Annotated in this window: 19 protein-coding genes and 2 tRNA genes; 8 read left to right on the top strand and 13 right to left on the bottom strand. The window is 68.8% G+C overall.

What is annotated here, in order from left to right; genetic code table 11:
- The first annotated feature begins 54 nt into the window (after positions 1–54).
- The 3 genes from B9Y95_RS03805 to B9Y95_RS03795 are packed head-to-tail and all read left to right on the top strand — an operon-like array spanning position 55 to position 3,225.
- On the top strand, positions 55–1,062 hold the full coding sequence (locus B9Y95_RS03805) for a mechanosensitive ion channel family protein (protein WP_085510668.1): 1,008 nt from the start codon (positions 55–57) through the stop codon (positions 1,060–1,062).
- Positions 1,063–1,082: 20 nt separating this feature from the next.
- Complete coding sequence (locus tag B9Y95_RS03800; RefSeq protein WP_079705698.1) at positions 1,083–1,487, top strand: globin; 405 nt, start codon at positions 1,083–1,085, stop codon at positions 1,485–1,487.
- A 55-nt stretch (positions 1,488–1,542) separates the two neighbouring features.
- On the top strand, positions 1,543–3,225 hold the full coding sequence (locus B9Y95_RS03795; RefSeq protein ID WP_085510667.1) for an FAD-binding dehydrogenase: 1,683 nt from the start codon (positions 1,543–1,545) through the stop codon (positions 3,223–3,225).
- Positions 3,226–3,228: 3 nt separating this feature from the next.
- On the opposite strand, the gene B9Y95_RS03790 is transcribed toward B9Y95_RS03795, so the two are convergent.
- Positions 3,229–3,909: a DUF8185 domain-containing protein gene (locus B9Y95_RS03790; protein WP_085510666.1), complete on the bottom strand. Its 681-nt coding sequence runs from the start codon at positions 3,907–3,909 to the stop codon at positions 3,229–3,231.
- A gap of 126 nt (positions 3,910–4,035) precedes the next feature.
- Between B9Y95_RS03790 and B9Y95_RS03785 the strand changes: the two genes are divergently transcribed.
- Complete coding sequence (locus B9Y95_RS03785; RefSeq protein WP_234993952.1) at positions 4,036–4,908, top strand: acyl-CoA thioesterase; 873 nt, start codon at positions 4,036–4,038, stop codon at positions 4,906–4,908.
- 10 nt (positions 4,909–4,918) lie between these two features.
- On the opposite strand, the gene B9Y95_RS03780 is transcribed toward B9Y95_RS03785, so the two are convergent.
- The 5 genes from B9Y95_RS03780 to B9Y95_RS03760 form a co-directional block, all read right to left on the bottom strand.
- On the bottom strand, positions 4,919–5,392 hold the full coding sequence (locus tag B9Y95_RS03780; RefSeq protein WP_064295138.1) for an acyl-CoA thioesterase: 474 nt from the start codon (positions 5,390–5,392) through the stop codon (positions 4,919–4,921).
- Positions 5,393–5,479: 87 nt separating this feature from the next.
- Complete coding sequence (gene ettA / locus B9Y95_RS03775; RefSeq protein WP_085510665.1) at positions 5,480–7,162, bottom strand: energy-dependent translational throttle protein EttA; 1,683 nt, start codon at positions 7,160–7,162, stop codon at positions 5,480–5,482.
- A 13-nt stretch (positions 7,163–7,175) separates the two neighbouring features.
- Complete coding sequence (locus B9Y95_RS03770) at positions 7,176–8,621, bottom strand: amino acid permease (protein ID WP_085510664.1); 1,446 nt, start codon at positions 8,619–8,621, stop codon at positions 7,176–7,178.
- 105 nt (positions 8,622–8,726) lie between these two features.
- On the bottom strand, positions 8,727–9,251 hold the full coding sequence (locus tag B9Y95_RS03765; protein ID WP_234993951.1) for a DUF6993 domain-containing protein: 525 nt from the start codon (positions 9,249–9,251) through the stop codon (positions 8,727–8,729).
- A 22-nt stretch (positions 9,252–9,273) separates the two neighbouring features.
- Positions 9,274–9,726, bottom strand: coding sequence for a single-stranded DNA-binding protein (locus B9Y95_RS03760; protein ID WP_085510663.1), 453 nt, complete (start codon positions 9,724–9,726; stop codon positions 9,274–9,276).
- Between the two features lie 282 nt (positions 9,727–10,008).
- On the opposite strand from B9Y95_RS03760, the gene B9Y95_RS03755 reads away from it, so the two are divergent.
- A complete protein-coding gene (locus B9Y95_RS03755) occupies positions 10,009–10,209 on the top strand; it encodes a hypothetical protein (RefSeq protein WP_064295136.1) in 201 nt (66 codons plus the stop codon).
- A gap of 79 nt (positions 10,210–10,288) precedes the next feature.
- Positions 10,289–11,005, top strand: a complete 717-nt coding sequence (locus B9Y95_RS03750; protein WP_085510662.1) for a hypothetical protein — start codon at positions 10,289–10,291, stop codon at positions 11,003–11,005.
- 69 nt (positions 11,006–11,074) lie between these two features.
- Here B9Y95_RS03750 and nadE read toward each other — a convergent pair whose 3' ends face one another.
- The 4 genes from nadE to orn form a co-directional block, all read right to left on the bottom strand.
- On the bottom strand, positions 11,075–11,896 hold the full coding sequence (gene nadE / locus B9Y95_RS03745) for an ammonia-dependent NAD(+) synthetase (protein ID WP_085510661.1): 822 nt from the start codon (positions 11,894–11,896) through the stop codon (positions 11,075–11,077).
- A 91-nt stretch (positions 11,897–11,987) separates the two neighbouring features.
- A complete protein-coding gene (locus tag B9Y95_RS03740) occupies positions 11,988–12,338 on the bottom strand; it encodes a metallopeptidase family protein (protein ID WP_085510660.1) in 351 nt (116 codons plus the stop codon).
- Between the two features lie 55 nt (positions 12,339–12,393).
- Positions 12,394–12,469: transfer RNA gene (locus B9Y95_RS03735), tRNA-His, on the bottom strand.
- A 50-nt stretch (positions 12,470–12,519) separates the two neighbouring features.
- On the bottom strand, positions 12,520–13,140 hold the full coding sequence (orn, locus tag B9Y95_RS03730; RefSeq protein ID WP_085510659.1) for an oligoribonuclease: 621 nt from the start codon (positions 13,138–13,140) through the stop codon (positions 12,520–12,522).
- 52 nt (positions 13,141–13,192) lie between these two features.
- On the opposite strand from orn, the gene B9Y95_RS03725 reads away from it, so the two are divergent.
- A complete protein-coding gene (locus B9Y95_RS03725; protein WP_085510658.1) occupies positions 13,193–13,417 on the top strand; it encodes an SCO4848 family membrane protein in 225 nt (74 codons plus the stop codon).
- 30 nt (positions 13,418–13,447) lie between these two features.
- Positions 13,448–13,520, top strand: a tRNA-Arg gene (locus B9Y95_RS03720).
- A 339-nt stretch (positions 13,521–13,859) separates the two neighbouring features.
- Here B9Y95_RS03720 and B9Y95_RS03715 read toward each other — a convergent pair.
- From B9Y95_RS03715 to B9Y95_RS03705, 3 genes are read right to left on the bottom strand one after another with little or no spacing between them, the layout of a single operon-like run.
- Entirely contained in the window at positions 13,860–14,432 is a 573-nt protein-coding gene (locus B9Y95_RS03715; protein WP_085510657.1) for a nucleoside/nucleotide kinase family protein, read from the bottom strand.
- Positions 14,429–15,229 carry an energy-coupling factor transporter transmembrane component T family protein gene (locus B9Y95_RS03710; protein ID WP_085510656.1) on the bottom strand — a complete coding sequence of 267 codons (801 nt, stop codon included), beginning with the start codon at positions 15,227–15,229 and terminating at the stop codon, positions 14,429–14,431. Before B9Y95_RS03710 ends, B9Y95_RS03715 begins: the two co-directional genes overlap by 4 nt.
- Positions 15,226–16,707: an ABC transporter ATP-binding protein gene (locus B9Y95_RS03705; protein ID WP_327083081.1), complete on the bottom strand. Its 1,482-nt coding sequence runs from the start codon at positions 16,705–16,707 to the stop codon at positions 15,226–15,228. The genes B9Y95_RS03710 and B9Y95_RS03705 overlap by 4 nt, the downstream gene beginning before the upstream one ends.
- Positions 16,708–16,709 lie beyond the last annotated feature (2 nt).

The raw sequence follows: 16,709 nt of genomic DNA, 5'->3' as shown, positions 1-16,709 counted from the left end.
CACCCGGGCGGCTCACACGGTTCACTCCGGGTCGCTCGATACACTGAGTCGCATATGAACTGGGATGAGATCTGGCCTGACGTGACCGCCTTCCTCTGGACGGCGGGGTGGAAGATCATCGGCGTGGTGGTCGTGATCGGCCTGGCGTTCGCCGCCGCTTGGGTACTCCGATTCGTCATCCGACGCGTCGTGGGCCGCATCGTGACCGGCGTCAAGAAGAGCGCCGACGTCACCGATACGCAATCGCTGCTCGCCTCGCCGCTCGCCGCCGTCCGACTCGTCCAGCGCACGCGGACCCTCGGAACCGTGCTCAGCAACATCGTCAACGTCACCATCGTCATCATCGCGGCCATCCTGGTCGTGAACGTCATCGACCCGAGCATCATCGGCTCCTTCGCCCTGCTCACTGCGGCGGTCGGTGCCGGTCTCGGTTTCGGCGCGCAGAACATCGTCAAGGACATCCTCAACGGCCTGTTCATGGTGGTCGAGGACCAGCTGGGTGTGGGCGACGTGGTCGACCTGGGGCCCGCCACCGGCGTCGTCGAGACCGTCGGCATCCGGATCACCCAGGTGCGCGACGTCAACGGCACGCTCTGGTTCGTCCGGAACGGCGAGATCCTGCGGGTCGGCAACATGTCGCAGGGGTGGTCGCGGGTCATCATCGATCTGGCGATCCCGTACGACACCGATGTCGAGGCCGTCCAGGAGCGCATGCTCGACACGGCGAACGAGCTCGCCCACGACCCCAAGTGGCGCTCCCGCATCCTCGAGAAGCCTGAACTGTGGGGTCTCGAGTCGATCTCGGGCGACGCCCTCGTCATCCGCCTGGTCATCAAGACGCGCACGAGTGCCAAGGACGACGTGGCTCGCGAACTGCGGATGCGGTTGAAGCGCGCCGTCGACGAGATGGACGTCAAACTGCCGTCGCTCAACAGCATCGTCCTCTCGGGCTTCGAAGGTGCCGCGAGCGTGACCGGTTCGCGTCCCCCGCGCACCCACCCGACCACGGTGGTCCCGCCGCGGGCGCCGAAGACCAAGCGACCCCCGAGAGGGCAGCAGTGACCGACTCCCAGGCACCAGGCATGTCCTTCTACGAGCAGGTCGGCGGACACGCCACCTTCAAGGCCCTCGTCGACGAGTTCTACCGCGGCGTGGCCGGCGACCCCGTCCTGAAACCGATGTACCCCGAGGAGGACCTCGGTCCGGCGGCCGACCGGCTGATGCTCTTCCTCGAGCAGTACTGGGGCGGGCCCGGCACCTACAGCGCCGAACGGGGCCACCCGCGTCTTCGCCTCCGGCACCAGCCCTTCCACGTGAACCCCGACGCTCGCGACCGCTGGCTGCTGCACATGCGGGCCGCTGTCGACAGCCTCGACCTCGCGCCGGTGCACGAGGCGACGCTCTGGGACTACCTCGAGCGGGCAGCCCACGCCATGGTCAACACCTTCGACGAGGATCCAGGGGCTCCGCGCCGCAGTCTCCTCTGATTCCGGCTGCACGGTCGTAGGATCGGACGCACGTCCGTGCCGAAGGAGTCAGCAGATGCCAGCAGCCGTCCCGCCCGATTCGTCCGCCGATCGAACCGAGGCCGACGCGATCGTGATCGGCAGCGGGCTGGCCGGGCTCGTCGCCGCCGCGGAGCTCATCGACGCCGGCAAGCGGGTCATCCTGCTCGAACAGGAGCCGGAGTCGAACCTCGGTGGCCAGGCGCACTGGTCGTTCGGCGGCCTGTTCCTGGTCGACTCCCCCGAGCAGCGCCACCTCGGCGTCCGTGATTCGCTCGAGCTCGCGACCCAGGACTGGTTCGGCGCAGCAGCATTCGACCGCCCCGAGGACCACTGGCCCAAGCGCTGGGCGGAGGCGTACCTCGATTTCGCCGCGGGCGAGAAGCGCGCCTGGCTCCACGAGCAGGGCATGCGGTTCTTCCCGGTCGTCGGCTGGGCGGAACGGGGCGGTTACGGCGCCATCGGCCACGGCAACTCCGTTCCCCGCTTCCACATCACCTGGGGCACCGGACCCGGTGTCGTCGCGCCCTTCGTCCGACGGGTGAACGCCGGTGTCGAGGACGGCTCGGTGTCGGCTCACTTCCGGCACCGTGTGGACGAGCTACTCACCGAGGACGGCGCGGTCGTCGGCGTACGCGGCTCCGTGCTCGCCCCGTCGCATGCCGAGCGCGGGGCTCCGAGCACGCGTGAGGTCGTCGGCGAGTTCTCGTGCAGGGCGCCCGCGGTGCTCGTCGCGAGCGGCGGCATCGGAGGGAACCACGACCTCGTCCGCGAACAGTGGCCGGCCCGGCTCGGGACGCCGCCGACGACCATGCTCTCCGGAGTCCCCGCGCACGTCGACGGACGCATGCTGGCGATCAGCGAGCGCGCGGGCGGGCGTCTCATCAACGGCGACCGGATGTGGCACTACGTCGAAGGCATCACCAACTGGGATCCGATCTGGCCGCAGCACGGCATCAGGATCCTGCCGGGGCCGTCATCGCTCTGGTTCGACGCGACCGGGAAGCGGCTCCCGGTGCCGCTCTTCCCGGGGTTCGACACGCTCGGTACCCTCGCGCACCTGCGTGCCACCGGCCACGACCACAGCTGGTTCGTGCTGACCCAGCGGATCATCGAGAAGGAGTTCGCGCTGTCGGGGAGCGAGCAGAACCCCGACCTCACCGGGAAGGACCTCGGGCTACTCGCGAAGCGCATCGGCCCTGGAGCGCCCGGGCCGGTCGAGGCGTTCAAACAGCACGGCGCTGACTTCGTCGTCGCCGACACGCTCACCGAGCTGGTCGCCGGCATGCAGGAGCTGAGCCCGGAGACGCCGATCGACGTGGCGAACGTCATCGCTGAGGTGGAGGCCCGCGATCGCGAGATCGACAACCCGTTCACGAAGGACCTGCAGATCACCGCGCTCCGCGGTGCCCGCTCCTACCGGGGCGACAAACTCATCCGCGTCGCCGCACCGCACCGGCTCCTCGATCCGAAAGCCGGACCGCTCATCGCGGTGAAGCTGCACGTCCTGACCCGCAAGAGCCTCGGTGGGCTGGAGACCGACCTCGCGAGTCGAGTCCTCGGCCCGGACGGGAACCCGGTGCCCGGCCTCTACGCCGCCGGTGAGGCGGCCGGCTTCGGTGGTGGAGGGATCCACGGCTACCGCGCGCTCGAGGGGACCTTCCTCGGCGGGTGTCTGTTCAGCGGTCGGACCGCCGGCCGCGCGATGGCAGGCGCCTGAGGATCAGGAAACGGCGCCCGCGAGCACATGCCCGCGTCGGGTGCTCAAGCGCACCCATCCGCCTGAGCGGAAGACGGCCGCGCGCTCCGGCTCGGCGATGAAGCCGAGGGCCACCGCGGCGAACGCCGCTCCGGTCGGGAGTCCGTGGCCGTAGCCGAGGGGCCGGGACCAGACCTGCGACCGCACCTTCTGGACGATCTGATCGCCCACCGCCGTGGGGAGCGTCTCGGCGATCTCCGCGGCCCCCGTCCTGGCGACGAGTTCGAGCTCGATGGTGTCCACGTCGCCCGCGCGTTCCCAGCCGCCACGCGGCGGCGCCTGTCCGACCCACGGAGCCGTCCTCGTGGACGGCGGCAGCTCGAACGGCACGGTCTCGCCGGCATCCGCGACCAGGTCCTCGTCTGCGACGCCGCCGAGCGTGCGGACGATGCGGTCGATGAGTTCACGCGGGGTCGCGAGGACGTCCGCCGTGGCGGGTTCGGCGAGTGCGAAGGTGCGCATCCCGATGATCGTCGGACTCCGGTCGAGCAGCCCCTGCGGGTGCAGCACCGGGGCGGAGACCGCCAAGACGTCCCCGGCAGCCAGGAGTCGTACACCGGAGTCGTCGATCCGGGCGGCGCGTGCGAGGAAGGTGCGGAGGTCGGCGAGCGAGGTGGCGTCGAGGAGCTGCAAGGTGGTGGACATCTCCTCTCAATCTACGCCACCGCCGCGTGCGCTCCGGCACCGCGTCGCCAGCGCCTGGATAGACTCGGCGGGTCGGGTCGGGAATCGACGACCGAGCCTCGACCCCCGGAAGAAAGGCGTGTTCGCGTGAAGGAACCGATCCACTCCCTGCTCACCGCACTCGACCTCAGTGCTCCCGGTGTCCGGACCGACGAAGACATCTTCACCGGTCCGTCGCAATGGATGCCGCAGGGGCGGGTCTTCGGTGGTCAGGTGCTCGCCCAGTCCGTCGTCGCCGCGACCCGGACCGTCGACGCCGAACGCATCATCCACTCGATGCACGGGTACTTTCTCCGACCAGGCGACGTCGATCTACCGATCACCTTCGCGGTCGACCGCATCCACGACGGACGCTCGTTCGCCACCCGGCGCACCCAGGCGTACCAGAACGGGGTGCCGATTCTCTCGATGATCGCGTCCTTCCAGACCCAGGACGAGGGCCCGGAGCATCAGATCGAGCTGCCCGACGGGATCCCGGACCCGGAGACGCTCCCGTCAGCCGCCGAGCTCCTCAGCGGGATCGACCACCCGGCGGCCGAGGCGTGGGCGACGGGACGCCCCTTCGACCTCAGACACGTCGGCTCCCCCGTCTACCTCCGGGTGGAGGGCGAGCGGACCACCCGGCAAGCGGTGTGGTTCAAGACGATCGAGGACCTGCCCGACGACCCGGCGCTGCACCGTGCCGCGCTCGCCTACGCGAGTGACTACACGATCCTTGAGCCGGTGCTCCGTCGTCACGGCGTCCCGTGGGCCACCCCGGGCATCAAGATCGCGAGTCTCGACCACGCCATGTGGTGGCACCGACCCGCCCGCGTCGACGAGTGGCTGCTCTACCTGCAGGATTCCCCGAGCGCCACCGGTGGACGAGGTCTGTCCCTCGGGCGCATCTACGATCGGGCTGGTCGCCTCGTCGCGAGCGTCGCCCAGGAGGGCATGGTGCGGTTCCCGACGCCTCGGTGACCGGCTCCGCTCAGCGCCGCGAGAACTCGATCGGATCCTCGAGGAACGGCTCCCATGCGGCACGTTCGACGTCCGAGATCCGGCGCGGCTTGAGCGTCTTGGCGTCCACCATGACGACCGTCGTCGAGGCTCGGGCGTACAGCGTCTGCGATGCCCCGCCCAGCGGCGAGTAGACCTCGTACGCGACCTGCAGGCTGGCTCCGCCGATCTTGCCCATCCAGAGCTGGACGTCGAGAGGATCGCGCTGGTACGGGATCGGGGCCAGGTACTCGATCTCCTGGTGCGCCACGAGCGTCAGCGTCTCGGCCTCGAGGCTCGCATCGATGACCGCGGTCGGCGGGACGTCCTCCGACGCCAGCGTCGGGATCCAGAAGACGCGGACGCGCGCCTCCTCCAGCAGCTTGAGCATCGAGGCGTTATTGACGTGGTTGAAGGCGTCGAGGTCGCCCCACCGCAGTGGGATCGGCACGTGGAGTCTGGTCATTGCTGGGCCCTCCGTGGGTCGGGGACGTACGGGTCGTGAACGGACGACGGCCCACCGGCAGGAGCCGATGGGCCGTTCGCACGGGTTCTAGTCGCGCGTGAGCTTGCGGTACGCGGAGCGGTGCGGTTTGGCCGCATCTGGTCCGAGGCGCTTGATCTTGTCCTCTTCGTAGGACTCGAAGTTTCCCTCGAACCAGTGCCAGTTCGACGGGTTCTCCTCGGTGCCCTCGTACGACAGGATGTGCGTCGCGATGCGGTCGAGGAACCATCGGTCGTGGGTGATGACCACGGCGCAACCCGGGAACTCGAGGAGCGCGTTCTCGAGGCTCGAGAGCGTCTCGACGTCGAGGTCGTTGGTCGGTTCGTCGAGCAGCAGGAGGTTCCCGCCCTGCTTGAGCGTCAGCGCGAGGTTCAGTCGGTTGCGCTCACCACCGGAGAGGACGCCGGCCTTCTTCTGCTGGTCTGGCCCCTTGAACCCGAAGGTCGACACGTAGGCGCGGGACGGGATCTCCTGGTTGCCGACCTGGATGTAGTCGAGCCCTTCGGACACGACCTCCCAGAGCGTCTTGTTGGGGTCGATGCCCCCACGGGACTGGTCGACGTAGGAGAGCTTCACCGTCTCGCCGACCTTGAGCTCACCGGCATCGAGCGGCTCGATGCCGACGATGGTCTTGAACAGCGTGGTCTTACCGACACCGTTCGGGCCGATGATGCCGACGATGCCGTTGCGCGGGAGGCTGAAGGAGAGGTCGTCGATGAGGACGCGTCCGTCGAAGCCCTTCTCGAGCTTCTTGGCCTCGAGGACCGTCGAGCCGAGTCGCGGACCGGCGGGGATCTGGATCTCCTCGAAGTCGAGCTTCCTGGTGCGCTCGGCCTCCGTCGCCATCTCCTCGTAGCGAGCGAGACGAGCCTTCGACTTCGCCTGGCGGCCCTTCGCGTTGCTGCGGACCCACTCGAGTTCGCTCGCGAGTCGCTTGGCGAGCTTCGCGTCCTTCTTGCCCTGGACGTTGAGACGCTCGCCCTTCTTCTCGAGGTAGGTCGAGTAGTTGCCTTCATACGGGTACAGGCGACCGCGGTCGACCTCACAGATCCACTCTGCGACGTGGTCGAGGAAGTACCGGTCGTGGGTGACGGCGAGCACGGCGCCCGCGTACTGGGCGAGGTGCTGCTCGAGCCAGAGCACGCTCTCGGCGTCGAGGTGGTTGGTGGGCTCGTCGAGGAGCAGGAGGTCGGGCTTCTGCAAGAGGAGCTTGCAGAGTGCGACGCGCCGCTTCTCACCACCGGAGAGGTGGGCGACCGTGGCGTCGGACGGCGGGCAGCGCAGGGCGTCCATCGCCTGCTCCAGCTGCGAGTCGAGGTCCCAGGCGTCGGCGGCGTCGATCGCCTCCTGCAGCACGCCCATCTCGGCGAGCAGGGCGTCGAAGTCGGCGTCGGGCTCGGCCATCGCGAGCGAGATCTCGTTGAAGCGGTCGATCTTGCCCTTGATCTCGCCGACGCCCTCCTGGACGTTCTCGAGCACGGTCTTGTCCTCGTCGAGTTCCGGCTCCTGCATGAGGATGCCGACGCTGAAGCCCGGCGTGAGCTTCGCCTCGCCGTTCGAGGGGGTGTCGATCCCCGCCATGATCTTCAGGATCGTGGACTTACCGGCACCGTTCGGGCCGACGACGCCGATCTTCGCTCCGGGCAGGAACGCCATCGTCACGTCGTCGAGGATGAGCTTGTCGCCGACCGCCTTGCGGGCGCGGACCATCGAGTAAATGTATTCAGCCATGTCGCCGTCCAGTCTACGGGCGGACCCTCCGTTTGCGCTGCACGACGACGCCCGCGATGACTGCCGCCGCCGCGATCGCGCAACTCGTCGTCACCTCGAGGAGCCGGGCGGGTCCGCCGAAGAACATCGACACCAGCAGCGCGACGAGCGCGACGACAACCACGACCGTGAGCCACGGGTGTCCCCACATGCGGATCCCGCCGACGCGGTCGCCGCTCTCCGACGCCGAGACCTGATCGACCCGTCGGCTGCGCAGCTGGGCGACGGCGATCACGATCCACACGAAGATCGCGATCGCGCCGGTGGAGTTGACGAGGAAGGTGAAGACCTCGTCCGGTGCGAGGTAGTTCAACAGGACGCACACGAGCCCGACGACGGCCGAGCACAGGATCGCGACCGCCGGCGTGCCGCGTCGCGTCGTCGCGCGGACCGCTCGCAGGGCCTCCCCGCGGCCGCCGAGGGAGAACAGCATGCGCGATGCCGTGTACAGCGAGGCGTTGAGTGTCGACAGCAGGGCCGTGAAGACGATGATGTCCATCGCCACTCCGGCACCGGGGATCCCGGCGGCGTGCAACATGGTGACGAAGGGACTGATCCCCGGCGTGATCTCCGTCCACGGCACCACGATGAGGACGACCAGGATCGAGCCGATGTAGAACAGCAGGATCCGCCAGACGACGGAGTTCACAGCCTTGCGGACCGCCCCCTTCGGGTCCTCAGACTCGCCTGCGGCGATGGTAGCGACCTCCGCACCGAACATCGAGAAGATGATCGGCAGGAGTGCGGCCAGCACCCCACCGATGCCGAACGGGAGGAACCCGCCGGCGTCGGGAGCGAGGTTGGCGACGGTCGCCGCCTCGTTGGGGATGACGCCCACGATGATGAGCACGCCGGCCGCGATGAACAGGACGATGGCCATGATCTTGATCGACGAGAACCAGAACTCGAACTCACCGAACGACTTCACCGAGACGAGGTTGGCGGCGAGGAACGCGACGGTGATCACGAGCGCCGGGATCCACTGCGGGAGACCGGGTAGCCACTGACTGACGATCTGCGCTGCGGCGGTCGCCTCGATGCCGACGACCACGACCCAGAACCACCAGTAGAGCCATCCGATCGCGAGACCGGCCCAGGGGCCGATGAATCGCGAGGCGTAAGCGGAGAACGACCCGGTCTCGGGCGATGCGGAGGCCATCTCCCCCAGCATGCGCATGACGAGCACCACGACCACGCCGGCAAGGGCGTACGCGAGGATCACGCCGGGGCCCGCTGCGAGGATCGCCGTGCTCGACGCCACGAGGAGCCTGGCGCCGATCATGCCGCCGAGGGCGATCAGCGCCAGATGACGAGGCTTGAGTGTGTGGGCCAGCGCCGTCGGCGCCACCGCCAGGCGTTCGTCGGCCAGGAAGACGGCCTCGGTGGCCGGTTCCCCGCCAGGTGATGGGTCGGCGGTCATGCATGCCCTCGATTCCGGATCGAGCCACCCGGGAGGTGGCGATATCTGAAATGTCAGGTTATGGCATGCCCATGCCTTGCACCAGCCCGGGGGTGGTCGGCGGCTCTACCAGTCGATCGCGCGGGTGACACCGATGAGGCATCGCCCGGTGTCGAGCTGCGACACCACCGACGAGTGGTACCCCGTCGCCGGACCGTTCTGCCCGAGGATGCACTGTCCTTGCCACCGGATGGCGAACTGGATCGAGTCGGCTGGCTCGCCGATGCTCGTCATGTCCGAGGAGACCTCCATCTCCGCCTTCGGGAAGCCGGCGGCGACGAGACCGTCGATGATCGCCTGGCCGCCGGCGGCGGGGTTCGCGGCGAGCGTGGCGCCGTTCACGGCGTCGAAGAACGGCAGGTTGTCGGTGGCGGTGCCCTCGGGGAGCAGCACCGGCGCCGCCGGAGCCGTCTCAGTGGCGGTCGGCGTCTGGCTCGGTGTGGCCGTCGGCGCGGGAGCGGGCTGGGTGCAGCCGGTCACGGCGATGCCGAGCAGGCCGAGCACCACGCCGGCCCGGACGCCGGCGATCGACGTGCGGCGACGGATCGAGGTGACGGCTGAGACGGGGCGGTCGCGGAGGCTCTTCTGCACGTCGAGCAGTCTACGCGGCGGGTCAGAACGGCGTGTCCTGCGGCGGCGCTGACGCCCACTCCCCGGTTCCGGAACCGGTCGACTCGGATGCGGCTGGCGCCGGGTCCGCCCCCGCGCCGACCGGTGACTCGCCGGACCCCCTCGGCTGCCAGCCGATGTCGGGCCCGATGTGATCGGCTTCGATGTCGACCGACGTCCCTCGTCGCTCACCCTGCTCCCAGTCGCGGATCCGCAACCGACCGAGCACGATGACGCGCTGTCCTTTGACGAGCGATGTGGCCGAGGCGGTCGCCAATCCACGGAAGGCGCTCACCGTGTACCAGTTCGTCTCCTGCGCTACCCAGGAACCCTGCTTCTGGTCGTACCGACGTTGCTGCGACGCCAGCCGGAAACTGGTGATGTCCAGCCCCGACGTCGTGCGATGGTGCTTGGGGTCTGTCGCGACGTGTCCGCAGACGGTGATCTGGTCGTTCATGGGGTCCTCTCCTGTCGGTCCGGCGATCCTGGCGGTGGATCGCGAAAGCATCCGGGGCGGGTCCGTGCCGATGGCCGCCCCGGACGCACTGCCAGCCTCACCGATCCCGCGGACCCCGTGTCGGGGCAGACGGCCCCCGTCGATGTCCACAGCCGCACGCCTCGCTGTGGAGGACCCTCGCGCCGCTCCGACCGCGGCCGATGTCGGTGGCCCCGCATACGCTGACGAGTACCAGCCGCCGGTCCCAGACCGGCATCGCCCCACCAGTGCACGAGGAGTCCCATGCCCAACGCCCTGAGCATCCGTCCCGGCTACTGGCGCGTCACGACCCCCGACGGCCGCGTGCTCGGCAACATCGAGGCCGTCGGAGCGGACGGCGTTCCGGAGTACCGGGCCAACCGGTTCCGACCAGCGGTCCTCGGGTATGCCCCACTGGGCAGCTTCAGCGATCTCGCGGTCGCCATCGACGCGTTCCGCAACTGAGCGACGACCCTCCCGCCGTTCCCGTCGAACCCGGTGCGTCGCCCGTGTTCACGCCCGAACGAGGGGTAGTCTGCGGCCCATGCAGTGGTGGAATGACTTCGTAGAGTGGGTGACCTCAGCTGAGGTCCGCCCCATGCTGTTCGCTGCGGCCCTCTTCATCGTGGCCGTCGTGGTGTCCTCCCTCGTCGCCGCCGGAGCAAGCCGTCGCGCGCTGCGAGCCATCGTGGACCAGCGCGATCGAGAGCAGAAGAACGTCGCGATCCTGGCGCTCGTCGACGCCGCCACCGAGGCAAGCGTCTGGAACTCGCTCACCCCGCAGGAGCAGGTGCTCAGCGATCGGGCCGTCGCCCAGGCCGACACGCTCGTGCGGCTCAGCCCGATCAAGGGTGCGGCCGTCGCCGCGGACTGGGCGAACCACCAGCTCCACGAGATGAAGCGCAACTCCGCGACGTTCGGTTACGAATTGGACCCGGTGGTCGAGGACTTCCGCGACCGCCTCGTCGAGTGGTCGAAGAAGCCGGCACGGGCCCGGAAGGACTTCGACGGCGACCTCCGTCGCTGGCGCGCCGAGTCCACCGGATCGGAACAGGCGCTCGTCGCGGAGCAGGAGTCCTGGGTCGCCAAGCAGCACCACGAGCAGTACGCCGAGGTGAAGCCCGCGTCCACCGCGCCGGCTTCACGGCCCGGTGACATCACCCGCTCCACGGGTGGCACGATCAACACCAGCACGACGCAGCGCATCATCGACGACGTCGCGGCCCTGGAAGCCGAACGCAAGCAGTCCAGCGTCAGCTGACCACCGAGACCGACAGACGGCGGCCCGATCATCCGATCGGGCCGCCGTCTGTCGGTCAGGGGTGCGTTGTCAGCGCCACCAGGTGTCGAACTTGCTGACCGGGACCTGCCGCTTGTGCTCCGTCGCCGCGTACCGGGCTTCGATCGCTTCGGCGGCCACCGGATCGATCTCGCTCCCCTCGAGGAAGTCGTCGATCTGCTGGTAGCTGAGTCCGAGGTTCTCCTCGTCGGTCTGGCCGGGGGTGCCGTCGAGGAGATCGGCGGTCGGGGCCTTGAGGTAGAGGCGTTCCGGAGCGTCAAGCGACTCCAGGAGCGCACGCCCCTGACGCTTCGTCAGGCCACTGAGCGGGAGCACGTCGGCCCCACCATCGCCGAACTTCGTGAAGAAGCCGGTGACCGCCTCGGCCGCGTGGTCCGTCCCGACCACCAGGAGCCCCTGCTGACCGGCGATCGCGTACTGCGCGACCATGCGTGCCCGGGCCTTCGCGTTCCCCTTGACGAAGTCACTGAGGGGTTCGCCGGTCGCATCCGCGTACTCGGCTTCGAACCCGTCGACCGCACGTTGGATGTTGAACACGACGGAGTCGTCCGGGCGGATGAACGACAGCGCCAACTGGGCGTCGTCCTCGTCGTGCTGCACGGCGTACGGCAGACGGACGGCGACGAACCGGGCCTCGCCACCCTCGGCTCGGACCTCTTCCGCCGCGAGCTGGCACAGGCGCCCGGCGAGCGAGGAGTCCTGCCCTCCGCTGATCCCGAGCACGAACCCCTTCGTGTGGGTCGCCCGCAGGTACGACTTCAGGAAGTCGATCCGGGAACGGACCTCGGCCGCCGGGTCGATCGTGGGGCTGACATGGAGTTCCGCAATGATGCGGGCCTGGATCTCGCGCATGTCCCCAGGCTACTCGCTCACCGGAGGCGCACCCGGAACTCCGAGGCACTTGCAACACACCGGAAACACGGCTCAGTGAGCGAGGCGGGTCTCAGGCCCAGCCGAGCTCGTGCAGCCGCTCGTCGTCGATGCCGTAGAAGTGCGCGATCTCGTGGACCAGGGTGGTGTGGATCTCGTCGGCGAGCTCGTCGAGGGTCTCGCACGCCGCGAGATGCGGCTCGCGGTAGACGATGATCCGGTCGGGCATCTCGCCGAAGCCGTAGCGGTCGCGCTCCGTCAGGGCGACGCCGTCGTACAGCCCGAGGGTGTCGAGCGTGCCGTTCTCAGGGCGGTCCTCGACGACGAAGATGAGGTTGTCGAGACCGTCGACCATCTCGTCGGGCAAGCGGTCGAGTTCGTCCACCACGAGGGCTTCGAACGCCTCGGTGTCCAGCTCCAACATGCCCGCTCCCCGGATACGACAGAAGCCGGAGGGATCCTCCGGCTTCTGTACGACATGGGGTGAGTAACGGGGCTTGAACCCGCGACCTCCTGGACCACAACCAGGCGCTCTGCCAACTGAGCTATACCCACCATGCGACCTGCTCCGCGGAGACCGCGTCACAAGCGACTGGACGAGTCTATTACATGTTTGGGGCGTACCGTGACACGACCGCTTCCGAAACCTGCTTCGCGTCGTCGGAGGACGGGCCGGGGAGGTCGACGAACAACGCTCCGCGGTAGTACGCGAGCTCACGGATCGACTCGAGGATGTCCGCCAGCGCGCGGTGTCCGCCATGCTTCGACGGGGCGTTGAAGTACACCCGCGGGTACCACCGACGGGCGAGCTCCTTGATGGAGGAGACGTCGACGTTGCGGTAGTGCAGGTGGGCGTCGAGCCGCGGCATGTACCGCGCGAGGAATCCTCGATCGGTCCCGATGGTGTTCCCCGCCAGCGGCGCCTTCGACTCGTCGGGGACGAAGCGCTGGATGTACTCGATGACCTGGAACTCGGCGTCCGCGACGCTCACGCCGTTCGGGATCTCGTCGAGCAGCCCCGACGTGCGGTGCATGTTCGTCACGAACTCACCCATGTTGTCGAGGGCCGACTGGTCGGGCTTGATCACGACGGAGTAACCCGGGTCGAGGATGTTCAGTTCGAAGTCGGTGATCACGACGGCGATCTCGACGAGTTCGTCGACCTCCAGCTCGAGTCCGGTCATCTCGCAGTCGATCCAGACCAGACGGTCCCCAGCTGTGCTCATGGGTCGAGTCTACTCAGCACGACCGACTCCGCCGGTTCCGTAGACTCGAGCGGTGATCATCGCCATCTCCGTCCTCCTGCTCGTCAACGGTGTCTACAACGTCGTCGTGTGGCCCCGCTTCCTCAAGCGGATCGTCGCCGACCCGCGTGCCCGCGACGATCAGGGACGTGCGACGACGTTCCTCCGCGTGCACGTCATCCTCATCAGCGTCGCCCTCGTCCTCGCAGCCCTGTCGCTCGTCTTCGGTGTCCTCGGCCTCCTCGGCGTCGGCGTCTGAGACACCGCTGCGGTATCCTGGACGACGCCCGCCTCCGTAGCTCAGGGGATAGAGCAGGAGCCTTCTAATCTCTTGGTCGCAGGTTCGAATCCTGCCGGGGGCACCTCACACGACATCGCGGACCCTTCTCATCTCTTGGTCGCAGGTTCGAATCCTGCCGGGGGCACACCACCCTTCGACAAGCTCAGGGACCGGAACCCGAGACCTGACCCTTCGACAAGCTCAGGGACCGGAACCCCAGTCCTGACCCTTCGACAAGCTCAGGGACCGGAACCCGAGACCTGACCCTTCGACAAGCTCAGGGACCGGAACCCGAGACCTGACCCTTCGACAAGCTCAGGGACCGGAACCCCAGTCCTGACCCCTTCGACAGGCTCAGGGACCGGGACCCGAGACCTGACCCTTCGACAAGCTCAGGGACCGGGAACCCGAACCTTGGGTCTCAGGGACGGAGCCAGGCGCTCCAGCGTTCGGCGTGGTCGCGCCGGAGGGCGCCGAGGACGAGCGCGGAGACCTGGGCTGCCGCACGCGTCGCCTCGATGCGGAGACCGGCGTCCAGGTCGGGCCGCTCCCGCTCGATGAACGCGTCCTCCTGGAGGGTCCAGCCCGCGAGCCAGTCGACGCCGTCACCGCGCCCGATGAGGCGGTCGGTGCGCTGCACCACCGGCGCGTCGAGCCACAGCACCGCGTCGGCGAGTGTTCGCGACGACCGCGACGACGACCCGCAACCCTCGACGATGAGTGGACGGTCGCTCGGCACGAGGTGCGCCTCCGCACGGGCGGACCGTTCCCAGTCCCAGCGCCGCCACTCCCCCGCGCGCCGCTCGGAGAACGGTGTGAGGATCCACTCGACGAGGAGTCGAGCACCCTCGTCGAGCCCCTCCCACCCCGGATACAGGTCGTCCATGTGGACGACCGTGCTGGCCGTCAACGCGGACGCCACCGAGGAGGCGAGCGTCGTCTTCCCCGTGCCCGACCGACCGTCGATGAGCAGGACCGGCGGAACCGCGCTCATTGACCCACGACCCGGAACGTGCCGGCGAGGACCGCTGTGCACAGCGCGAGGGCCATGATCACGATCGTCACCAGCACGGCAAGGAGGTCGGCCCGGCCCAGGCGGGACGGTCTGGCCCAGGTGCGTTCGATCGGCGCTCCGAACCCCCGCGCCTCCATCGCCGTCGCGAGTTTGCTCCCGCGGCGGATGGCGAACACCAGCAGGACGAACGCCATCGAAGCGAACCGCCGGACCACTCCCCGGTCCCCCAGCCCACGGGCACGACGGGCGAGCGCGAGACTGCGCCAGTCGTCGATGAAGAGTCCGAGCATCCGCGCTCCGGCGAGGATCCCGAGCACGAACCGCGACGGCAGCTTCGCGATCTGGGACAAGCCGTCGGCCAGATCGGTCGGATCCACCCGTGCGAAGAGCAAGATCGTCGGGAGACCGAGCGCCAACACGCGGATCGTCACAGCGACCGCCAGTTCGATCGAGTTGTCCGTCACGCGGACGAACCCGAGCGACAGGTACTCCGTCCCTCCCGGCTTCGCGTACAACAGCATGCTGATCCCGCCGATGGGCGCGAAGACGAGCACCGGCAGGGCCCGCTTCAGCAACGCGGTGAACCGCAGGCCGGAGAGCGGGAACAGCATCACTTCGAGCAGCACCGCCGTGCTCGCACTCACCCAGTCGATCGTCAGCAACAACGGAACGGACAGGATGAGGACGGCCAGCACCTTCGTCACCGGATTCACGCGGTCGAGTGGTGGTCGATGGTGCAACACCGTCGAGCGGTCCGCTGCCGTGAGGCTCGTCATGCGGCCCGCCTCCCGGGTTCCAGCGGTTCGAGGAGGATGCGATGGTCGCCCAGATGCTCGACGACCCCCGCGTCATGTGTGACGGAGACGATCGTCGCGCCGCGCTCGAGCTCATGCTGCAGCAGGCGGACGAGTGACAACCACGTGCGTCGATCCTGCCCGAACGTCGGTTCGTCGAGGACCATGACCGCCGGTCGGGTGGCGAGGACGGTGGCCACCGACAACCGGCGCTTCTGACCGCCCGAGAGGCTGAACGGGTTCGCCTCGGCAAGACGACCGAGACCGAGCGCCTCGAGGATCTCGGAGACCCGCTCGTCGATGGCGGTCCGGGACCAGCGGAGGGCCTGCAGGCCGACACCGAGCTCGTTCCGCACGGTCGACGAGACGAACTGGTGCTCGGGATCCTGGAAGACCGTCCCGATGCGCGTGAGCAACTCGGTGGACTTCCAGCGGATCGGCCGGGACCCCAGCCTGCCGGCGAGCTGCGGAGCGGCGGTCACCGTCCCCGTGATCTCCGGCAGCAGTCCCGCCAGCGTGAGCGCGAGCGTGGACTTCCCCGCGCCGTTGGGGCCGACGACGACCGTCGCCGCACCCTCGGGCACCGCGAGACCCAGGTGCTCCTGCACCGGCTGGGTCCGCGTCCGACCGATCGCCAGGTCGTCCGTCGTGAGGACCGCCGCTGACGGGCCGGACACCGGACGAGGGGCCAACCCCAGCGGGATGCCGGGCACCCAGACGCCTGCGTCGGCCAGGCGCTGCCCGACGTCGTCGAGGACGAGGTCGGGTGGCCCGTCTGCGAGCACACCGCCATCGGCGTCCAGCACGACGACCCTGGTCATCAGCTCGCGCCAGACGTCGACGCGGTGTTCGATGACGACCAGGGTGGACGAACCGTCATCGACCAGCCGAGCGACGGCGTCCCGCACCTCGGCCACCCCGGCCGGGTCGAGGTTCGCGGTCGGTTCGTCGAGCAGGAGGAGCGAGGGGTGCATGGCGAGTACGCCGGCGAGGGCCAGCCGCTGTTTCTGACCGCCGGACAGCGCCGAGGTCGAGTGGTCCAGCGGCAGGTCCAGTCCGACGGCCTCCAGCGAGGCGTCCACGCGGCGCCAGATCTCCTCGCGCTCGACGCCGAGGTTCTCGCAGCCGAAGGCGACGTCGTCGCCGACCCTGGACAGGATCACCTGCGAGTCGGGATCCTGCAGCACGAGCCCGATGCGACCCCTCGCTCGTTCAGGCGGAACGCCGTCCACGAGGAGCGAGCCGTGGGACTCCCCCTCGTCCGCACCGCCGAGGACGCCGGCCAGTGCGTGGATCAGCGTCGACTTGCCGGCACCGGACGCCCCCAGGAGGAGGACCCGTTCGCCCGGTTCGATCTCGAGGTCGAGGTCGCGCACCGCCCAGGCCTTCCGACCGGCATGACGCCACCCCCAGTCCCGCGCGACGACGCGCGCCGGACCGGTCGCAGCCGCTCCTGGCACGA

Source organism: Plantibacter flavus (assembly GCF_900177615.1).
Classification (GTDB): Bacteria; Actinomycetota; Actinomycetes; order Actinomycetales; family Microbacteriaceae; genus Plantibacter; species Plantibacter flavus.
This window is presented reverse-complemented; position numbering and strand designations above follow the sequence as displayed.

What these genes read in the sequence shown, in the direction of transcription:
- B9Y95_RS03760 (WP_085510663.1), bottom strand. Translation starts at nt 9,726, where the DNA reads ATGAACGACCAGATCACCGTCTGCGGACACGTCGCGACAGACCCCAAG.
- B9Y95_RS03800 (WP_079705698.1), top strand. Translation starts at nt 1,083, where the DNA reads ATGTCCTTCTACGAGCAGGTCGGCGGACACGCCACCTTCAAGGCCCTC.
- B9Y95_RS03710 (WP_085510656.1), bottom strand. Translation starts at nt 15,229, where the DNA reads ATGACGAGCCTCACGGCAGCGGACCGCTCGACGGTGTTGCACCATCGA.
- B9Y95_RS03715 (WP_085510657.1), bottom strand. Translation starts at nt 14,432, where the DNA reads ATGAGCGCGGTTCCGCCGGTCCTGCTCATCGACGGTCGGTCGGGCACG.
- nadE (WP_085510661.1), bottom strand. Translation starts at nt 11,896, where the DNA reads ATGCGCGAGATCCAGGCCCGCATCATTGCGGAACTCCATGTCAGCCCC.
- B9Y95_RS03750 (WP_085510662.1), top strand. Translation starts at nt 10,289, where the DNA reads ATGCAGTGGTGGAATGACTTCGTAGAGTGGGTGACCTCAGCTGAGGTC.
- orn (WP_085510659.1), bottom strand. Translation starts at nt 13,140, where the DNA reads ATGAGCACAGCTGGGGACCGTCTGGTCTGGATCGACTGCGAGATGACC.
- B9Y95_RS03805 (WP_085510668.1), top strand. Translation starts at nt 55, where the DNA reads ATGAACTGGGATGAGATCTGGCCTGACGTGACCGCCTTCCTCTGGACG.
- B9Y95_RS03780 (WP_064295138.1), bottom strand. Translation starts at nt 5,392, where the DNA reads ATGACCAGACTCCACGTGCCGATCCCACTGCGGTGGGGCGACCTCGAC.
- B9Y95_RS03740 (WP_085510660.1), bottom strand. Translation starts at nt 12,338, where the DNA reads ATGTTGGAGCTGGACACCGAGGCGTTCGAAGCCCTCGTGGTGGACGAA.
- ettA (WP_085510665.1), bottom strand. Translation starts at nt 7,162, where the DNA reads ATGGCTGAATACATTTACTCGATGGTCCGCGCCCGCAAGGCGGTCGGC.
- B9Y95_RS03755 (WP_064295136.1), top strand. Translation starts at nt 10,009, where the DNA reads ATGCCCAACGCCCTGAGCATCCGTCCCGGCTACTGGCGCGTCACGACC.
- B9Y95_RS03795 (WP_085510667.1), top strand. Translation starts at nt 1,543, where the DNA reads ATGCCAGCAGCCGTCCCGCCCGATTCGTCCGCCGATCGAACCGAGGCC.
- B9Y95_RS03790 (WP_085510666.1), bottom strand. Translation starts at nt 3,909, where the DNA reads ATGTCCACCACCTTGCAGCTCCTCGACGCCACCTCGCTCGCCGACCTC.
- B9Y95_RS03770 (WP_085510664.1), bottom strand. Translation starts at nt 8,621, where the DNA reads ATGACCGCCGACCCATCACCTGGCGGGGAACCGGCCACCGAGGCCGTC.